At 68.0% G+C, this 16609-nt stretch carries 19 protein-coding genes and 1 tRNA gene; 19 read left to right on the forward strand and 1 reads right to left on the reverse strand.

The annotated features are described in order from the left end of the window. Positions 1-53: 53 nt before the first annotated feature. The 15 genes from coaBC (at position 54) to LT972_RS10025 (ending at position 14790) form a co-directional block, all read left to right on the forward strand. Positions 54-1205, forward strand: a complete 1152-nt coding sequence (coaBC, locus tag LT972_RS09955) for a bifunctional phosphopantothenoylcysteine decarboxylase/phosphopantothenate--cysteine ligase CoaBC (RefSeq protein WP_232570002.1) — start codon at positions 54-56, stop codon at positions 1203-1205. A gap of 180 nt (positions 1206-1385) precedes the next feature. Next, a complete protein-coding gene (locus LT972_RS09960) occupies positions 1386-2453 on the forward strand; it encodes a monovalent cation/H+ antiporter subunit E (protein ID WP_232570004.1) in 1068 nt (355 codons plus the stop codon). Further along, complete coding sequence (locus LT972_RS09965) at positions 2450-2725, forward strand: cation:proton antiporter (RefSeq protein WP_232570006.1); 276 nt, start codon at positions 2450-2452, stop codon at positions 2723-2725. The genes LT972_RS09960 and LT972_RS09965 overlap by 4 nt, the downstream gene beginning before the upstream one ends. Next, on the forward strand, positions 2722-3042 hold the full coding sequence (gene mnhG, locus LT972_RS09970) for a monovalent cation/H(+) antiporter subunit G (protein WP_232570008.1): 321 nt from the start codon (positions 2722-2724) through the stop codon (positions 3040-3042). Before LT972_RS09965 ends, mnhG begins: the two co-directional genes overlap by 4 nt. Further along, positions 3039-3569, forward strand: coding sequence for a DUF4040 domain-containing protein (locus LT972_RS09975; RefSeq protein ID WP_232570009.1), 531 nt, complete (start codon positions 3039-3041; stop codon positions 3567-3569). Before mnhG ends, LT972_RS09975 begins: the two co-directional genes overlap by 4 nt. Then, a complete protein-coding gene (locus LT972_RS09980) occupies positions 3566-4057 on the forward strand; it encodes an MnhB domain-containing protein (protein ID WP_269780528.1) in 492 nt (163 codons plus the stop codon). The genes LT972_RS09975 and LT972_RS09980 overlap by 4 nt, the downstream gene beginning before the upstream one ends. Continuing rightward, positions 4054-4410 (forward strand): cation:proton antiporter subunit C, encoded by a 357-nt coding sequence (locus LT972_RS09985; RefSeq protein WP_232570011.1) that lies wholly within the window; start codon positions 4054-4056, stop codon positions 4408-4410. Before LT972_RS09980 ends, LT972_RS09985 begins: the two co-directional genes overlap by 4 nt. Continuing rightward, entirely contained in the window at positions 4403-5920 is a 1518-nt protein-coding gene (locus LT972_RS09990; protein WP_232570013.1) for a monovalent cation/H+ antiporter subunit D family protein, read from the forward strand. Before LT972_RS09985 ends, LT972_RS09990 begins: the two co-directional genes overlap by 8 nt. Then, positions 5917-7578, forward strand: coding sequence for a proton-conducting transporter transmembrane domain-containing protein (locus LT972_RS09995; protein ID WP_232570015.1), 1662 nt, complete (start codon positions 5917-5919; stop codon positions 7576-7578). The genes LT972_RS09990 and LT972_RS09995 overlap by 4 nt, the downstream gene beginning before the upstream one ends. After that, complete coding sequence (locus LT972_RS10000; RefSeq protein WP_232570017.1) at positions 7578-9350, forward strand: Na(+)/H(+) antiporter subunit D; 1773 nt, start codon at positions 7578-7580, stop codon at positions 9348-9350. The genes LT972_RS09995 and LT972_RS10000 overlap by 1 nt, the downstream gene beginning before the upstream one ends. A 72-nt stretch (positions 9351-9422) precedes the next feature. Then, positions 9423-9989, forward strand: coding sequence for a hypoxanthine/guanine phosphoribosyltransferase (gene hpt, locus LT972_RS10005; protein WP_232570018.1), 567 nt, complete (start codon positions 9423-9425; stop codon positions 9987-9989). Positions 9990-10049: 60 nt separating this feature from the next. Continuing rightward, the gene (locus tag LT972_RS10010; RefSeq protein WP_232570019.1) at positions 10050-10730 is read left to right on the forward strand and encodes a type 1 glutamine amidotransferase domain-containing protein; all 681 of its coding nucleotides are present in this window, start codon (positions 10050-10052) and stop codon (positions 10728-10730) included. A gap of 69 nt (positions 10731-10799) precedes the next feature. Continuing rightward, positions 10800-10874, forward strand: a tRNA-Met gene (locus tag LT972_RS10015). A 138-nt stretch (positions 10875-11012) separates the two neighbouring features. Further along, complete coding sequence (locus tag LT972_RS10020; RefSeq protein ID WP_232570020.1) at positions 11013-12290, forward strand: RNA-guided endonuclease InsQ/TnpB family protein; 1278 nt, start codon at positions 11013-11015, stop codon at positions 12288-12290. Positions 12291-12405: 115 nt separating this feature from the next. Then, positions 12406-14790: a DUF2298 domain-containing protein gene (locus LT972_RS10025; protein ID WP_232570021.1), complete on the forward strand. Its 2385-nt coding sequence runs from the start codon at positions 12406-12408 to the stop codon at positions 14788-14790. On the opposite strand, the gene LT972_RS10030 is transcribed toward LT972_RS10025, so the two are convergent. Beyond that, positions 14787-15053 carry an HAH_0734 family protein gene (locus LT972_RS10030; protein WP_232570022.1) on the reverse strand — a complete coding sequence of 89 codons (267 nt, stop codon included), beginning with the start codon at positions 15051-15053 and terminating at the stop codon, positions 14787-14789. The two genes, LT972_RS10025 and LT972_RS10030, sit on opposite strands and share 4 nt — an antisense overlap. A gap of 120 nt (positions 15054-15173) precedes the next feature. On the opposite strand from LT972_RS10030, the gene LT972_RS10035 reads away from it, so the two are divergent. From LT972_RS10035 to LT972_RS10050, 4 genes are read left to right on the forward strand one after another with little or no spacing between them, the layout of a single operon-like run. Further along, positions 15174-15455 carry a 50S ribosomal protein L44e gene (locus LT972_RS10035; RefSeq protein ID WP_232570023.1) on the forward strand — a complete coding sequence of 94 codons (282 nt, stop codon included), beginning with the start codon at positions 15174-15176 and terminating at the stop codon, positions 15453-15455. Positions 15456-15457: 2 nt separating this feature from the next. After that, positions 15458-15631, forward strand: coding sequence for a 30S ribosomal protein S27e (locus LT972_RS10040; protein ID WP_232570024.1), 174 nt, complete (start codon positions 15458-15460; stop codon positions 15629-15631). Continuing rightward, positions 15628-16428 (forward strand): translation initiation factor IF-2 subunit alpha, encoded by an 801-nt coding sequence (locus tag LT972_RS10045; RefSeq protein ID WP_232570025.1) that lies wholly within the window; start codon positions 15628-15630, stop codon positions 16426-16428. The genes LT972_RS10040 and LT972_RS10045 overlap by 4 nt, the downstream gene beginning before the upstream one ends. Continuing rightward, complete coding sequence (locus LT972_RS10050; protein ID WP_232570027.1) at positions 16425-16607, forward strand: RNA-protein complex protein Nop10; 183 nt, start codon at positions 16425-16427, stop codon at positions 16605-16607. Before LT972_RS10045 ends, LT972_RS10050 begins: the two co-directional genes overlap by 4 nt. The last annotated feature ends 2 nt before the right edge of the window (positions 16608-16609 follow it).

A 16609-nucleotide genomic window follows, 5' to 3' on the forward strand; every position in this document is an offset into this window, starting at 1 on the left:
CCGACGGACTCGCAGCGACTGCTTTTATACGCCGGGGTGCGAATGCCCGGTGAATGCTCTCCGGAGTGAACGTCGCGCTCGGCGTCTCGGGCAGCATCGCGGCGGTGAAGGTCGTGGAGTTGGCCCACGAACTCCGCCGGCGCGGCGCGAACGTGCGAGCGGTGATGACCGAGAGCGCACAGAGCATCGTCCACCCGTGGGCGGTGGAGTTCGCGACCGACAACCCCGTCGTCACCGAAATCACGGGCGACGTCGAGCACGTCGAACTGTGCGGGACCGAGGGGTGGGCGGACGTGTTCCTCGTCGCGCCGGCGACCGCGAACACCGTCGGGAAGGTCGCCGCGGCCATCGACGACACGCCCGTGACGACGTGTGCGACGACGGCGCTCGGCGCTGGCGTGCCCGTGGTGGTCGCGCCCGCGATGCACGAACCGATGTACGACCACCCCGGCGTCTTGGACGCCATCGAACGCGTGGAGTCGTGGGGCGTCGACTTCGTCGACCCGCGCGTCGAGGAGGGGAAGGCGAAGATTGCGACCGAGGAGGCCATCGTGCTCGCGGCGGCGCGCGCGGCGGGCGACCGGCCACTCGACGGCGAGCGCGTCGTCGTCACGTCGGGCGCGACGAGCGAGCCGATCGACCCGGTGCGCGTGCTCACGAACCGGTCGTCCGGTCGGACGGGCCGCGCGGTCGCGGCGGGCGCGTACGTCCGCGGCGCCGACGTGACGCTGGTTCACGACGGCGAACCGGTGCCGTACGCCGACACGGTGCGCGTGGAGACGGCGGCGGAGATGCTCGCGGCCACCCTCGACGCCTGCGAGGGCGCCGACGCGCTCGTGTCCGTCGCCGCAATCAGCGACTACACCGTCGAGCCGAGCGAGGAGAAGATTCGGTCCGGGCAGGACCTCACGCTCGATTTGGAGACGGCGCCGAAACTCATCGACGAGGTGCGCGCCGAGTTCCCGGACCTCCCGATTGTCGGCTTCAAGGCCGAGACGTCGGGCGACGACGACGCGATGGTCGCCGCGGCCCGCGAGATTCTAGAGCGCGCCGGCCTCTCGTTCGTGGTGGCGAACGACGCGAGCGTGATGGGCGCAGACGAGACGCGCGCGCTCGTCGTCACGGCCGAGGACACCGCGGAGTACGCCGGCGACAAGCAGGGCCTCGGCCTCCGAGTGGCCGACAAACTCGCGGCGACCCTCTAGGGGCAACAAAAACGACCGATTCCGCGGGCGCGAACGGCGCTCGGCCGGTTCGCGCACACCGGCGACCTTGCGTGAAACCGAAGGTATCATCATACGCCGCACCCACTCGCCGAACACGAAAATGACCATAGCAGCGCGGCCGCCGTCGGTTCGGCGGCCCGAACGACCGGAGGTGACCTGATGGGCGGCGACATCGTCGTGCCGGTCGACGACTCGGTGACGCTCCGGCAGACGGTCGCGCACGTCGCCGACCGCGTCAGGGACGCGGAAGGCACACCGACGCTGTACTTCGTCTACCCGCTCTCGGAGCGGCGCGACGGCAGCGAAGGCGACCGAGCGGCGTCGGACGCCGACGAACTCCTCGACCGAATCACCGTCTGGGTGGAAGAAGACCTCGGCGACGACGCCGACGACGTGCGCGTCGAGACGGCGGTCGTCGGCGGCGCCGAGTACCTCTTCAACCCCGGCGACTACGCGAGCGTCCTCGCGGACTACGCGGTTCGACAGGGCGCCGAGACGGTCGTCCTCGACCCGGAGTACAACCCGCTCGGAATGGCGCCGCTGCTCCCGCCGCTCGAACGCGAACTCGAATCCGCCGGGCTGACGGTGGAGATGGCGCCCGTCGAGCGCCCGACGCGCCGGAGTCCGCTGACGCGCCCCGCCGGTCTCGGGCAGTTCGTGGTGTTGTTCTGTTCGACGTACGCGTTCTACCTCCTCGTCGGCGGGACGCTGTCCGCGTTCGACCTCGCGACCGGCGCCATCAGCGCAGGCATCGTCGCCTCGCTGCTGTGGCGCATCACGACCCGCGGCGAAGTCGACCTCTCGCGGCTCGGCGGCTGGTTCGGTCGCATGGCGCTGTACGTCCCCTACCTCCTCTGGGAAATCGTGGTAGCGAACGTCCAGATTGCGCGCGTCGTCCTCCATCCCCGTCTCCCCATCGACCCGAAGGTCGTCGAGTTCGACGCCGCGGTGTGGTCGGAACTCCCCGCGACGACGCTCGCGAACAGCATCACGCTCACGCCGGGGACGCTCACGGTCGACGTGACACAGCGTCACTTCACGGTCCACAGCCTCACGCCGGGGGCCCGCGAGGACCTCCTGGACGGCGCCCTCGAACGCGCGGTCCGGTTCGTGTTCTACGGCCGGCGCGGGATGCGCATCGCGACCCCGCGCGAGCGCGGCGCCCAGACCGACGACGAGTCGGTGACGGAGACGCCAGTCGACGCATCCGAGGGTGAGAACGCGTGAGTCTCGTCACCGACGTGCTGCTCGGCGGCGCGGGCGCGTTCATCGTGCTGTCGGCAGTCGTCCTCTACCGGGTCGTCCGCGGCCCGACGATGCAGGACCGCGTCATCGCGGTGAACGCCATCGGGACGAACATCGTCGTCATCATCGCGCTGGTGGCGGCGGCGACCGGCAACCCCGGCGCGCTCGACATCGCCATCGTGTACGCGCTGTTGAACTTCGTGATGAGCATCGCCATCTCGAAGTTCACCGTCGAACGAGGTGGTGTGCTGTGACGCCCCGAGAGATTGCGGTCGTCGTGCTGGTGGGCGGCGGCGTGTTCTTCACGTTCGTCGCCGCCGTCGGCATCCTGCGACTGCCGGACGTCTACACGCGCGCTCACGGCGCGTCGAAGAGTGACACGCTCGGCGCCGGGCTGACGCTGGCGGCCGTCGGCGTGACGTTCGGCGCCGACATCCCCACCGTGAAGGCGGTGTTGCTCGTCCTGTTCATGTTCATCACGAACCCGACCGCGGCCCACGCCATCGCGCGCGCCGCGGCAGACCAAGGCATCGAACCGTGGACCGCGGACGACGAGGGTGATGCCGAATGAACATCGAACTCCCGCTGTTGTTGTTCGTCCTCGGCGCGGCGCTCGTGACCGCGGTGTTGCGGGACGTGCTCGCCGCCATCATCGCGTTCGCGACGTACAGCCTCGGCATCGCGGTGGTCTGGGTTGTGTTGCAGGCGCCCGACGTCGGCCTCACGGAGGCCGCGGTCGGCGCCGGCGTCACCACCGTGTTGTTCCTGTTGACCATCGCGAAGACGGTGCGGCCGTCGGGCGAGCGCGTGTTCGAACGCCTCGACGTCCCGGCGCTCTCGGTGTCCGTCCTGCTCGTTGCCGTCCTGCTGACGACGCTCGGCTCGCTCCCCGAAATCGGGAGTCCGGACACCGCAGTCATCACGTCCGAGGTGACGAACTACTACCTCGAGAACGCGTACACCGAGACGGAAGTGAAGAACGCCGTCACCGCCGTCCTCGCCGCGTACCGCGGGTTCGACACCCTCGGCGAGGCCGTCGTCGTCTACTCGGCGGGCGTCGGACTGCTCGTCGTGCTCAAGAAGGAGGTGTTCGCGTGAGCGAAACGCCCCCCGACGAGACGCCGGACGCCGCCGGCGACCTCCGGGACTACGTGGAGAGCCCCATCATCATGGCGACGGTGCGCGTCGTCTCGCCGTTCGTGTTCACGTTCGGCCTGTTCGTGATGTTCCACGGCGCGGACTCCGCCGGCGGCGGCTTCCAGGGCGGCGTCATCGTCGCCACCGTGATGGTGATGCTCGGCATCGCGTTCGGCATCGACCCGCTCCGGGAGTGGGTCGGTGAGTCGAAACTCGTCGCCCTCGTCTCGCTCGGCGTCGCGGCGTTCCTCGCCGTCGGCGTGAGCACCGTCGCGCTCGGCGGCGGTTTCCTCGAGTACCGCGTCATCGAGACGGAACTCGGCATCCACCACGCGGTCAAGTACGGCATCGAAGCGGTCGAACTGTTCATCGGCGTCATCGTCGCCAGCACCATCACCGGACTGTTGTTCGCCATCGACGCCGGGAAAAACGGAGGTGACAGCGAATGATAGACCTGCTCGCAACACGGGACTACTACGTCGCGACGTTCCTGCTGCTCGGCATCGGGTCGTACGTGATGATAGCGTCCCAGAATCTCGTGAAGAAAGTCATCGGTATGAACATCTTCCAGACCGGAATCTTCCTGTTCTTCATCGCGTCGGCGTACGTCGAAGGCGGGAATCCGCCGATACTGACGATGAGCGAACCGCACGTCAGTCCGCTCCCGCACGTGCTCATCCTCACCGCCATCGTCGTCGGCGTCGCGCTGACGGCGGTGGCCCTCGGGATGATCGTCCGCATCTACGCGGAGTACGGGACGCTCAGCGAGGACACCCTCCAGGAGGTGCGTGGCAGTGAGTGACCTCGCCGCGCTCGTCGTCGCCGTCCCCATCCTCGGGTCGCTCGTCGCGTTCCTCGCGTCCCTCGTGCAGTCGCGCAGCGGGTGGCACGTGGCGGTCGCCGCGACCGTCGCTTACCTCGCCGCCGCGGCGTCGCTCGCGGAGCGCGCGTTCGCGGACGGCCGCATCGAGTACGTCGTCGGCGGGTTCGAAGTGCCGTACGGCATCGAACTCGTCGTCGACGGGCTGTCCGCGACGATGCTCGTCCTCATCGGTGCGGTGTCGCTGGGCGTGCTCGCGTACTCGCGTCGCGCCGGCCCGCGCTCGAACCCGTTCTACGCGGTGTTCCTGCTGTTGGTCGCCGGCCTGACGGGCATGAGCATCACGGGCGACCTGTTCAACATGTACGTGTTCCTCGAAATCACGGGGCTGGCGGCGTACGCGCTCGTCGCCAGCGGCGACCGCGGCGAGTCCGCCGTCGCCGCGCTCAAGTACCTGCTCGTCGGCACCGTCGGCGCGTCGCTGTTCCTGCTCGGCATCGGGTACGCGTACATCGGCACCGGCACGCTGAACATGGGCGACCTCGCCGCGAAACTCGCGGCGAACGGCTACGACGCGACGCTGACGCAGGCGGCGTTCGCGCTCATGGTCGTCGGCCTGTTCATCAAGGTCGCCGTGTTCCCGCTGCACACCTGGCAGCCCGACGCCTACGCGGGCGCGCCGGACTCCGTCAGCGGCCTCATCTCCGCGCTCGTCTCCACCGTCGCGGCGTACGCGCTGTTGCGCGTCGTCTACACGGTGTTCGGCGCGGGCTTCCTCGACGCGAACCCGCTCGCGACCTCGCTCCTCGTCGCCGGCGCGACGATAAGCATCGTCGTCGGCAGCCTGCTCGCCGTCTCGCAGACGCGCGTCAAGCGCATGCTGGCGTACTCGTCGGTCTCGCAGTTCGGCCTCGTCGTCGCCGCCATCTCCATCGGGAACGTCACGGCGCTGACTGGCGCCGCCGTCCACCTCGTCGGCCACGCCGTCATGAAAGGCGGCCTGTTCCTGACCGCGGGTCTCGTCGACACGGAGACCGGCGCGACGACCGTCGACGACTACGCGGGACTCGTGAAGCGCTCGCCGGTCGGCGCCGGCGTCTTCGGTGTGCTCGCCGTCGCGATGGTGGGCGTGCCGCCGACCGTCGGCTTCGCCGGCAAGTGGTACGTCGCCGTCGGCGCCGCCGAATCCGGTTCGTGGGCGCTGCTCGCCGTCATCGTCGCGAGCACGGTGTTGACGCTGGCGTACTTCGCGCGCCTCGTCGAGCGGATGTTCTTCCGCGAACCGTCGACTGACCTCGACGCCGAGACCGAACGCGAGACCGCGAGCGCCGTCGCCGACGGCGGCGACGAAGACGCCGCCGAACCCGTCGAGGCGTCGCTGGGCATGTACGCCGCGGTCGTCGCGGCGGCCGTGCTCGCCGTCACTCTCGGGTTCGCCGTGTTCCAGTACGGAGACCTCATGCAACCGACCATCGAAGCACTCCTATCATGACCGAAATCACCTCACTCCGGCCACTCGCTGCGGTGCTCGTGTCGGCAGTCGCCGTCGTCCCGATTCTGGCGTCACACCGCCGACCGAACGTCCGCGAGGGCTGGACCCTGCTCGCCGCCGTCCTCGGACTCGGCGTCGTCGCGAGCATGGTCCCCCGCGTCCTCGCCGGCGACGTCTACGTCACCGACCTCGGCCCGTTCGTTCCGTACATCGACTTCACGCTGCGGGCGGACGCGCTCGGGCTGCTGTTCGCGCTGCTCGCGAGCACGCTTTGGCTGGTCACGAGTTTCTACAGCATCGGCTACATGCGCGGCCTCGACGAGCACAGTCAGACGCGGTACTTCGCGGCGTTCGCCGGCAGCGTTTCGTCGGCCGTGGGCGTCGCGTTCGCGTCGAACCTCGTCGTCCTCTACCTGTTCTACGAACTGCTGACGGTGGCGACCTACCCGCTGGTCGCCCACGACGAAACCGAGGAGGCGCGCGCCGCCGGCCGCAAGTACCTCGCGTACACGTTCGGCGGCGGCGTCGCCGTGCTCGGCGGGACGCTGCTCGTCGTCCACCTCGCCGGCACGACGGCGTTTACGCCGGGCGGCATCGCCGCGCTCGCGAACTCCGACCCGACGCTCGCCCGCGCCGCGTTCGCGCTGCTGGCGGCCGGGTTCGGCGTGAAGGCGGCGCTGATGCCGATGCACTCGTGGCTGCCCGACGCGATGGTCGCGCCGACGCCCGTCTCCGGACTGCTGCACGCCGTCGCCGTCGTCAAGTCCGGCGTGTTCGGCATCGCGCGCGTCCTGCTCGACGTGTTCGGCGTCGACCTCGTCGCGGACCTCGGCGTCGGCACGCTCCTCGCCGTCGTCGCGGCGGCCACGCTGGTCGTCGCGTCGGTCATCGCGCTCAGACAGGACAACCTCAAGCGCCGCCTCGCGTTCTCCACGGTGAGCCAGCTGTCCTACATCGTGTTGGGGCTCGCCGTCGGCGCGGCCGCCGCGCCCTCGGAGGCGACGAAGTGGGCGCTCATCGGCGGCCTCCTGCATATCCCCGCCCACGCGTTCATGAAACTCACCCTGTTCTTCTGTGCGGGCGCGCTCCACGTCGAGACGCACACCGACGACATCTCCGACATGGCCGGCATCGGCAGACGCATGCCGCTGACCATGACGGCGTTCGCCGTCGCCGCCGCCGGCATGGCGGGCATCCCGCTCGTCGCCGGGTTCGTCTCGAAGTACTTCCTGCTCATCGGCACCGTCTCCGCCGGCAACCTCGCGTTCACCGCCGCACTCCTGCTGTCTGGCGTGTTGAACATCGCGTACTTCTGGCCGGTCGTCTACACCGCGTTCTTCGAGACGAGCGAGGCGTCCGACGAGAAACCCATCGTCGAGGCACCCCTCGGCGGCTACTTCGGGCGTGAAGCGCGGACCGACGGCGGGCACGCGACTGACGACGGCCACGCCACCGACGGCGGGCACGACCACCACGGCGGCGGCCCGTTCGAGCGCCGCGCGCCGAACGGCGCCGAGGGCTCGTGGTTCGTCGTCGGTCCGATTCTGTTCGCGGCCGCCGGGTCGCTCGTACTCGGCGTCGTGCCGGACGCCGCGGTGTTCCTGCGAATCGTGCGCGAAGTCGTCGCGAACGCCGCGATGATGGGGGTGGTGGCGTGATGGACGGCGTCGTCCCGCCGTTCGTCCCCGTCCTGCTCGCGGCCGCCCTGCTGCCGTTCCTCGGCCGGAAGGCCGGGCACGCGCTCGGCGTGCTCGCGACGGCAGCCGTCGTGCCGTACGTCTGGCTCGTCGACGAGGGCGTCTACCTCCAGACGAAGCTGTTCGGGTTCGACGCCGTGCTGTTCAACGTCGACTCGTTCTCGGTGCTGATGGGGCTCATCTTCGGGTTCATCGGCGCCGTCGGCGTGCTGTACTCGTACGCCAGCGACGCCGAGAACGTCCAGACGGCGTTCGCGCTCGGCTACGTCGGCACCAGCCTCGGCGCCGTCTTCGCCGGCGACTGGCTGTCGCTCATCTTCTTCTGGGAGCTGATGGCCGTCACCAGCACGCTGCTCGTCTGGCACTACGGCGGCCGCGCCGTCCGCGCGGGCTTCCGGTACGCGGTCCTGCACGGCATCGGCGGCACGCTCCTGTTGGGCGCGGTCATCTGGCACTTCGTCGAGACGGGGACGTTCCTGTTCGGCTCGGTGCCCGGCGGCCCCGAGACCGCGGGCCTCGCGGGCTCCGTCGCGCCGATTCTCGCCGGCATCGGCATCGGCGTCAACGTCGGGTTCATCGGCCTGCACGCGTGGCTCCCCGACACCTACCCGCGGCCGCACGTCGCCGCCAGCGTCTTCCTCTGCGTGTTCACCACGAAGACCGGCGTCTACGGCATGTACCGCGCGTTCCCCGACGGCAGCGTCGCAGTCGCGTACATGGGCGGTCTGATGGCCGTGTTCGGCGCGACGATGGCGCTGTTCCAGAACGACATGCGCCGCCTGCTCTCCTACCACATCCAGTCGCAGGTCGGCTACATGGTCGCGGGCGTCGGCATCGGCGGCGCGCTCGCGCAAGCCGGCGCGTTCGCCCACGTCTTCAACCACATCCTCTACAAGGGCCTGCTGTTCATGGCCGCCGGCGTCGTCGTCTACCGGACCGGCGAGGAGAGCCTGAAGAAACTCGGCGGCCTCGCGTCCGAGATGCCGCTGACGGCGGGCGCGTTCTCCGTCGCGGCGCTCTCGATTGCGGGCTTCCCGGGCTTCAACGGGTTCGTGAGCAAGGGCATCGTCATCTCCGCGAGCCACTACGCCTTCGAGAAGGGGCCGGTCGTCGTCGGCGACTTCTACACGCTCGAATTGCTGTTGCTCATCGGGGGCGTCGGGACGTTCATGTCCTTCATCAAGTTCGGCTACTACGCGTTCTTCCACGGCACCTACGACGGCTCCGTGAAGGACGCGAACCGCGGGCAGTCCGTCGCGATGGTCGCCGTCGCCGCGCTCTGCGTGTTCTACGGCGTCTTCGACACCGCGCTGTTCGCGCTCCTGCCGTTCGACGTGACCTCGAAGTCGGTCGTCGCCCACGCCTACCACACGTACACCGTGCCACACGTCGTCGAGGGCGTCGCGCTGGCGGTCCTCGGCCTCGTCGGCTTCGCGCTCGTGAAGAAGCCGCTTTCGGGGCTCGGTCGCGTGCCGGACGTGGACAACGCGTACAACCCGCTGTCGTTCTACGCGACCCGCTACCTCGTGGTCGCCGTCACTGAACTGTACGCCGCGGTCGACCGCGTCGTCGTCGCCGCCGCGAAGTCCGCGGCCGGCGTCGTGCGGTCGCCGGCTGCCACGGCGGGCAGCGTCGTCGGTCGCGACCGCGTGTCGCTTCGCGCCGACACCAGCGCGAGCATCCTGCTCGTCGTCGTGATGCTCACCGTCGCGCTCGCCGTCACCGTCCTCTGACCGGCGGCGCTCGTGGTTCTCGGCGCGCGTCTCGTTCCGTCACCTTTTATTCGCGGCGCAAGTACATCCAGCATGGATCGGCTCAAGCAGTCGCTGCTCGACGCCCCCATCATCGAGAAGGACGGCTACCACTACTTCGTCCACCCCATCAGCGACGGGGTCCCGATGTTGGAACCCGAACTCCTCCGCGAAATCGTCATCCGCATCATCCGGAAGGCGGAACTGGAGGACGTAGACAAGATTGTCACGCCCGCAGCCATGGGCATCCACATCTCCACCGCGGTCTCCCTGATGACCGACATCCCGCTGGTCGTCATCCGGAAACGCGAGTACGGCCTCCCCGGCGAGGTCGCGCTCAGCCAGCAGACCGGCTACTCGGAGAACGAGATGTACATCAACGACGTCGACGAGGGCGACCGCGTGCTCGTCCTCGACGACGTGCTCTCGACGGGCGGCACCCTGCGCGCCATCACGGACGCGCTCGAACACATCGGCGCCGACGTCGCGGACGTCGTCGCCGTCATCAAGAAGGCCGGGCCGAACGAACTCGACGACTCCGGCACGGACGTCAAGACGCTCATCAACGTCGACGTCGAGGACGGCGACGTCGTCATCGTCGACGAACACGGCGACGGGTAGCGGTCGAACTCGCGGACGGTCCGCGACTTTTCTGTGCGGGGCGCGTACGTCTGAGCAGTCATGTCTTCCGCGTTATTCGTCGTGAGCGAGCACGGCTACTGGGGCGAGGAGTGCGTCGAACCGCTGACGACACTCGACAGCGAGGGGTTCGACATCACCGTGGCGACGCCGAGCGGCGACCCGCCGGTCCTCGACGAGCAGTCCGCCGACCCCGAGGAGGTCGGTGAGGACACCGCCGAGTGGGTGCGCGACGTCCACGAGAACGACGACCGCCTGAACGACCCGACGGCGACGGCGCGCGTCGAAGCCGCGGACTACGACGCGGTCGTCTTCCCCGGCGGCCACGGCACCGCGTGGGACGTGAACCAGGACCGGGACGCGCGCCGCCTCCTCCGGAACGCGGTCGCGGGCGACAGCGAGAAGGCGCTGGTCGTCTGTCACGCCGTCGGGATTCTCGCGTGGACGCGGAACGACGACGGCGGCCACCTCGTCGATGGCCGCGCCGTCACGGGCTTCCCGAACGAGTGGGAGGACGGCATCGTCGACGGCGACGGCGTGATGCCGGACGGCCGCAAACTCCCGTACTGGGTCGAGGACGAAGTCGTCGCGGCGGGCGGCGACTGGGACGCGGAACTCGACAGCGACACGAGCGTCACCGTCGACGGCGACCTCGTCACGGCTCGCGGCCCGGAGTCGTCCGCAGCGGCCGCGCGCACGCTCCTCGACGAACTCGACGCGTAGTCGGGTGGAGAACTCCCACACGGCGTCCGAATCAGAACCCTTAACTGACGCAGCGGGTTACGATGGGGTAGCGGGATGGGATAGCCAGGAGATTCCGCCGGGCTCATAACCCGGAGATCGGTAGTTCAAATCTACCTCCCGCTATCCTGCTGGTTTCTGAAATTGACGCATTCGGCGTTGCTTCTCACCGCGTAGCCGTGTCGAAAGGTCGTGCTTCCTGAGGCGAGCACCGAACATCACAAAACCTGAAGTCAGTTCGTCATTTCGTGGGACTGTGGGCTGATGGGGAGAAACGTCGATCTCGTGAAGACACTAGACTTTCAGTTGGAGATTCAGAGCGGCGACGAGGCAGATTTGCGCTTCGCAGCCAGAGAATCGCGTCGAGCGTACAACGAGACAGTCCGACTGGCGAAGGAAGGGGTTGAGTCGGCGAACATTGCGCCGACCGTCGCTGACGAAGTCGATTTGGTTCGCAACACGACCCAGCGTATCGTCAACAAGGCGCTCGATGCGGTCGAAAACGGACGGAGTCAGGCGGATGTATGCCTCCCCAGTCACACCAAGTCAGACCCCTATCCAATCAGAGCGAACTACACCGAGGGATACGACCTGACTCTCGACGACGGTGAAGTCGCCTTCCGAATTAGCACCAAACCGTACAATCCAGTCCGTGGCGTACTGCGTGGCAGCGATGTTCATCTCGACCTCCTGAAGTCTGCACTGTGCGGTTCGGGGTGGGAAATCGGAACGGCAGAAGCGCTCTTCCGACGCGGAGACCCCGAACTCCACGTCACCGTGACGAAAACGGACGCAGCTGTTCGACGCCCGGAGCAGTCCGAGACGATAATCGGGGTCGACGTAAACGAGGATAACGTCGCTCTGGCGGCTCTGTCGGACGACGGGGTGGAGGAGACACTAGTCGTCGAGTACCCGGAGGTCAAATCCGAGCGGCATCGATACCTAACGATCAGAAAACGAATTCAGAAGGCCGGAAAGACGAGTCAGTTCGAATCGCTGGAACAGAAAGAGAAACGGTTCGTGCGAGACCGTCTCCACAAACTCTCGAATTTCATTTCCGAGTTTGCGAATCAGTTCGAGTCACCCTGTATCGTCTTTGAAGACCTCAAAGACATCCGCGAAGGGCTCGACCTCGGCGCTCGAATGAACCAACGAATACACCGCATCCCATTCGGCGCGCTGCAGTCCTACACCACGTACAAAGCGTCGTTCAGTGGCATCCCGACAATGCGAATCGACCCCGAGTACACGAGTCAAATGTGCGCAGTCACTGACTGCGAACACACCACGTGCTCGAACAGGCGAAAGAATCGGTTCCGCTGTCGAGCCTGTGGCCACCAGGACCACGCGGACCGTAACGCCGCGCTGAACGTCGCGAAACGAGGAGTACGAGCTCTCAATTGGAATGTGCCCGCTCTCAACAACCTCCCACAGGTACGGAAGGTGCGACGGCGGGCATCGGGGGCCGTGGACGCCCCGTCCGTGACCCACGACGCCGGTAGAGGCGACCAGACCGATGGAGTCGTGGGAGTGTTTGAGTAAGCCACGGGAAGGCATAGTCCCGTTCACCTCCCGCTACTTCTCCTGCAAACCCGACGACGCAGAATTCGGTCACGAACCCGAAAGCGTTTAGCGACGCGTCCGCACGGTTCTGGCGATGGAGTACGGTGTCGTCGTTCGGTGGTGGCTGCTCTACCAGGTCCTGCTGGTGGTGGGGTTGCCGTTCGCGTCGCGGGTGTTGCCGGACGCGCCGGACCGCGGGGCGTCGCTGGCGATGCCGGCGGCGCTGGTGTTGGTGACGGTGCCGACGCTGTGGGTGGGGCAGTACGCGTTCGGGACGTGGGTCGTGGTCGGCGTGGCGCTCGCCGTGTTGGCGGCGTCGGCGTGGCTCGCGCGCGGCGGTGTGGAGGTCGACAGGCGCGCGTACGGCGAGGTCGTGGCGGTGTTCTCGGTGGCGTTCGCGTTCCTGCTGGCGCTCCAGGCCGCCGACCAGGGCGTGTATCCGGGCGGCGGCGAGAAGTTCCTCGACTTCGGGATTCTGCAGAGTCTCCTGCGCGCGGACCGCCTGCCGCCACAGGACATGTGGTTCGCGGGCGAGCGCCTGATTTACTACTACGGCGGCCACCTGATGGCGGCCGTCGGCGCGCTGTTGACCGGGACCGAGGGCCGGTACGCGTACAGTCCGGCGCTCGCAGGCTTCTACGCGATGGCGGTGACGGGCGCGTACGGACTGGCGAGCACGATTGCGAGCGCGCGAAGCGGCGACGACGAGCCGGTGCGGCAGTCGACGGCGCTGAGCGTCGCGGGCGTCGCGTTCGCGGCGGCGCTGGTGGCACTCGGCGTGTCGTGGTGGGTGGCGATTGTGCCGGCGGCGTTCGCGTTCGCGGCGGTGACGCAGTCGCGGCGCGTGCGAGCGGGCGTGCTCGGGGCGTTCGCGTTCGGGTTCGCGAGCAACCTCGTGACGCCCGTGCGACTGCTCGCGGCGAAGGTTCCGGTCGTCCGGGACGCCGTGGCGGCGGCGGGGATTCAGCCGAACCGCGACCCGACGACGACGCCGGAGACGTTCGACATGTGGCACGCGAGCCGCGTGGTGGAGAACGGCATCAACGAGTTCCCGCTGTTCGCGTACCTGAACGGCGACCTGCACGGGCACATGATGAGCGTCGCCGTGCTGTTCCTCGTGGTCGGCGCCGGGCTGGCGTACTACCGGACGCCCGAGGGCGAGCGGTGGCGGCGGCGCGCGCTCGTGTTCGGCGTGTTGCCCGTGCTCGCAGGGACGATGCTGACCGTGAACACGTGGAGTTTTCCGACGGTTCTCGGCGTGACCGCGCTGTCGGTCGCGCTCGCTGACGCACGGCCCGCGTCGCTGTTCCCGGTGGTCGACCGGTACGCCGACCGGTCGCTCGCCGTCGCGGACGAAGTGCAGCGCGTCGTGGTGGGCGTCGTCGTCGCGGGACTGGTGGCGGTGCTGGCGGCCGCGGCGGTGTGGCCGTTCGTGTGGAACGTCCTGCTCGTCGGCGCGTCCAGCCGCCATCCGGCGTTCCTCCCCGACCCCACGCGGCTCGGGTCGTTCCTGCTCGTCCACGGGCTGTTCCTCGCGGCGTTCGCGGCCTATCTCGTCGCTCGGGTCGCGCGCGACTGGCGGGACTGGGCGATTGCGGGCCTCGCGGCCGTCGCGGCGGTGGCGTTCGGCGCGTCCTTCGACCTGACGGTCGCGGGCGTCGGACTGGACATGGTCGCGGTGGCGCTCGCCGGCCCGATACTCGGCGCCGCGTGGCTCCTGCGACGCCGGCGGACGGTCGGCTACGAGGGCGTGCTCGTGGTCGCTGGCGCGGGCCTCGTGATTCTCGTGGAGTTCGCGTACCTCGTGGACAACGCGCTCAGCGGGCGGTTCAACACGATTTTCAAGGTGTACGCGCAGGTGTGGGCGCTGTGGTCGATTCCCGGCGGCGTCGCGCTCGCGTCGCTGGCGGCGCGCCGACCGAGCGCGGACCGCCTCCGGTCGGCCGCGGGCACCGCGTTCGTCGTCGTGCTCGTCGTGTCGGCGTCGGTGTACGGCGGGCTGGCGCTCTCCAATCACTTCGGGTCGATGGACGACGCGTCGCTGGACGGCTTCGAGGACGCCCACGACAGGTACCCGGCGCAGGCCGACGCCATCGAGTGGCTGAACGACAAACCCGGCCAGCCGCACATCACGTCGGCGCCCGGCCTCGAACCGTACACGTGGCAGAACCCGGCGTCGAGTCTCACCGGCATCCCGACGGTCGCGGGCTGGATTCAGGAGACAATCTACCGGGGCGACGAGGCGTACTGGACGCGCGTCAGCGACCTCGACATCCTCTACGAGACAGAGGACCCCGTCTCCCGGGCGGTGCTTCTGCGGAAACACGACGTCGAGTACGTCTGGGTCGGCCCGCTCGAACGCGAGCGCTGGGACGTCGCGGAGATGGCCGACGAACCCGGCATCGCGCCGGCCTACCGGAACGAGGAAGTCACCGTCTACGCCGTGAACGAGACGGAACTGGTGGAGACGAGGAACTAGACCGCGAGGTCGCCGGCGCGCTTTTTCACGTCGAACTCGTCGGCGTCGGCGGTCGTGACGTCGAGGAAGTGCGGGACGAAGTTCCGCCGCTCGTAGTCCTCGCGTTCGTCCGCGTCGCCCATGATACACCAGAGCTGGACCTCGTCCGGTCCGTGCCAGTCGCCGTTCCGCGTCACCTGAAACAGGACCTTCTCCTCGCCGTCGTACTCGACGACGGCGTCACGGCGGACGCCGGGGTCGCCGTGGATGATGAGGCGTTCCATACTCGCGGGTTCGGAGCATGGCGGATTAAACGCTTCGAAGGCACCCCGACCGCCGCCCCCGAACCAAACGGATTTTAAACAACCGAGTCATAGCGAGGGGTAACAGAGCTGATTCCGCCTATGGAGATGCCACGACGTTTCAACAGCTACTGCCCGCACTGTGAGGAACACAACCAGATCGAGGTCGAGAAGGTCCGCTCGGGCCGCTCGTCCGGGATGAAGTGGGACGCTCGCCGCACGAAGCGCGCGAACGGCACCATCGGGAACCACGGTCGCTTCTCGAAGGTCCCGGTCGGCAACAAGCCGACGAAGAAGACGGATCTGAAGTACCGCTGTGGCGAGTGTGGGAAGGCCCACCTCCGAGAGGGATGGCGTACCGGTCGACTGGTGTTCCAGGAGTAACAATGGCTGGAGGATTCTACAAAGTCGAGTGTCCGGATTGCGAGAACGAACAGACCGTCTTCGGGAAGGCCTCTACGGAGGTCGCCTGTGCCGTCTGCGGGACGACGCTCGCGCGTCCGACCGGCGGCGAGGCCGACCTCCTCGGTGAGGTCGTCGAGACCGTCGAGGCGAGATGAAGTACGTCGGCTGGCCCGAGCAGGGCGAACTCGTCGTCGGGAAGGTCGACGACATCGAGGACTTCGGCGTGTTCGTCGACCTCGAAGAGTACGAGGACAAACGCGGCCTCGTACACGTCAGCGAGGTGGCCAGCGGCTGGATCAAGAACGTCCGCGACCACGTCAACGAGGACCAGACGGTCGTGGCGAAGGTGCTGGACGTCGACGAGTCCGCCCAGCAGATCGACCTCTCGCTGAAGGACGTCAACGACCACCAGCGCTCCGACAAGATTCAGGACTGGAAGAACGAGCAGAAGGCCGACAAGTGGCTCACGCTCGCGTTCGGCGAGGACATGGACGACGACCAGTTCCGCCGCATCGCGAACGAACTGCTCGGTTCGTTCGGGAGCCTCTACGAGGGGTTCGAGCAGGCCGCGATTCACGGCTACGAGGCCCTCGAAGGCACCGACCTCGACGACGACGAGCAGGACGCCATCGTCGAGACCGCCCGCGAGAACGTCTCCGTGCCGTACGTCACGGTCACGGGGTACGTGACGCTCACGTCCCCGGATTCGGACGGCGTGGACGACGTGAAGGAGGCGCTGAAGGCCGCCGAGGGGAACGGCGAAGTCCCCGACGAGGCCGAACTCGACGTGACGTACGTCGGCGCGCCCGAGTACCGGGTGCGCGTGCAGGCGCCGAACTACAAGACGGCGGAGTCCGAACTCGAGGCGGCTGGCGAGCGCGCCGTCGTGAAGATCGGCGACCTCGGCGGGGAGGGTAACTTCCACCGGGAGCGCCAGCACGAAGAGGAATGAAATCCGACATCCGGGTGTGTTCGGCGTGGCGCGAGCGCCACGACCGCCCGGTGTACACGCTTTCTGATACCTGTCCCGAGTGTGGCGCTGACGCCGCGAACAGCGCGCCGGCGCCGTTCGACCCCGAGGACCCGAATGGGCGCTACCGACGCTCTCTTAAGGAGCGCACCCGCCCGTAGGG

Origin of the sequence: Halobacterium litoreum (assembly GCF_021233415.1) — an archaeon.
In the GTDB taxonomy this organism is placed as follows: Archaea; Halobacteriota; Halobacteria; order Halobacteriales; family Halobacteriaceae; genus Halobacterium; species Halobacterium litoreum.

What these genes read in the sequence shown, in the direction of transcription:
- coaBC (WP_232570002.1), top strand. Translation starts at nt 54, where the DNA reads ATGCTCTCCGGAGTGAACGTCGCGCTCGGCGTCTCGGGCAGCATCGCG.
- LT972_RS09960 (WP_232570004.1), top strand. Translation starts at nt 1,386, where the DNA reads ATGGGCGGCGACATCGTCGTGCCGGTCGACGACTCGGTGACGCTCCGG.
- LT972_RS09975 (WP_232570009.1), top strand. Translation starts at nt 3,039, where the DNA reads ATGAACATCGAACTCCCGCTGTTGTTGTTCGTCCTCGGCGCGGCGCTC.
- LT972_RS09985 (WP_232570011.1), top strand. Translation starts at nt 4,054, where the DNA reads ATGATAGACCTGCTCGCAACACGGGACTACTACGTCGCGACGTTCCTG.
- LT972_RS09995 (WP_232570015.1), top strand. Translation starts at nt 5,917, where the DNA reads ATGACCGAAATCACCTCACTCCGGCCACTCGCTGCGGTGCTCGTGTCG.
- LT972_RS10000 (WP_232570017.1), top strand. Translation starts at nt 7,578, where the DNA reads ATGGACGGCGTCGTCCCGCCGTTCGTCCCCGTCCTGCTCGCGGCCGCC.
- hpt (WP_232570018.1), top strand. Translation starts at nt 9,423, where the DNA reads ATGGATCGGCTCAAGCAGTCGCTGCTCGACGCCCCCATCATCGAGAAG.
- LT972_RS10010 (WP_232570019.1), top strand. Translation starts at nt 10,050, where the DNA reads ATGTCTTCCGCGTTATTCGTCGTGAGCGAGCACGGCTACTGGGGCGAG.
- LT972_RS10020 (WP_232570020.1), top strand. Translation starts at nt 11,013, where the DNA reads ATGGGGAGAAACGTCGATCTCGTGAAGACACTAGACTTTCAGTTGGAG.
- LT972_RS10025 (WP_232570021.1), top strand. Translation starts at nt 12,406, where the DNA reads ATGGAGTACGGTGTCGTCGTTCGGTGGTGGCTGCTCTACCAGGTCCTG.
- LT972_RS10030 (WP_232570022.1), bottom strand. Translation starts at nt 15,053, where the DNA reads ATGGAACGCCTCATCATCCACGGCGACCCCGGCGTCCGCCGTGACGCC.
- LT972_RS10035 (WP_232570023.1), top strand. Translation starts at nt 15,174, where the DNA reads ATGGAGATGCCACGACGTTTCAACAGCTACTGCCCGCACTGTGAGGAA.
- LT972_RS10040 (WP_232570024.1), top strand. Translation starts at nt 15,458, where the DNA reads ATGGCTGGAGGATTCTACAAAGTCGAGTGTCCGGATTGCGAGAACGAA.
- LT972_RS10045 (WP_232570025.1), top strand. Translation starts at nt 15,628, where the DNA reads ATGAAGTACGTCGGCTGGCCCGAGCAGGGCGAACTCGTCGTCGGGAAG.
- LT972_RS10050 (WP_232570027.1), top strand. Translation starts at nt 16,425, where the DNA reads ATGAAATCCGACATCCGGGTGTGTTCGGCGTGGCGCGAGCGCCACGAC.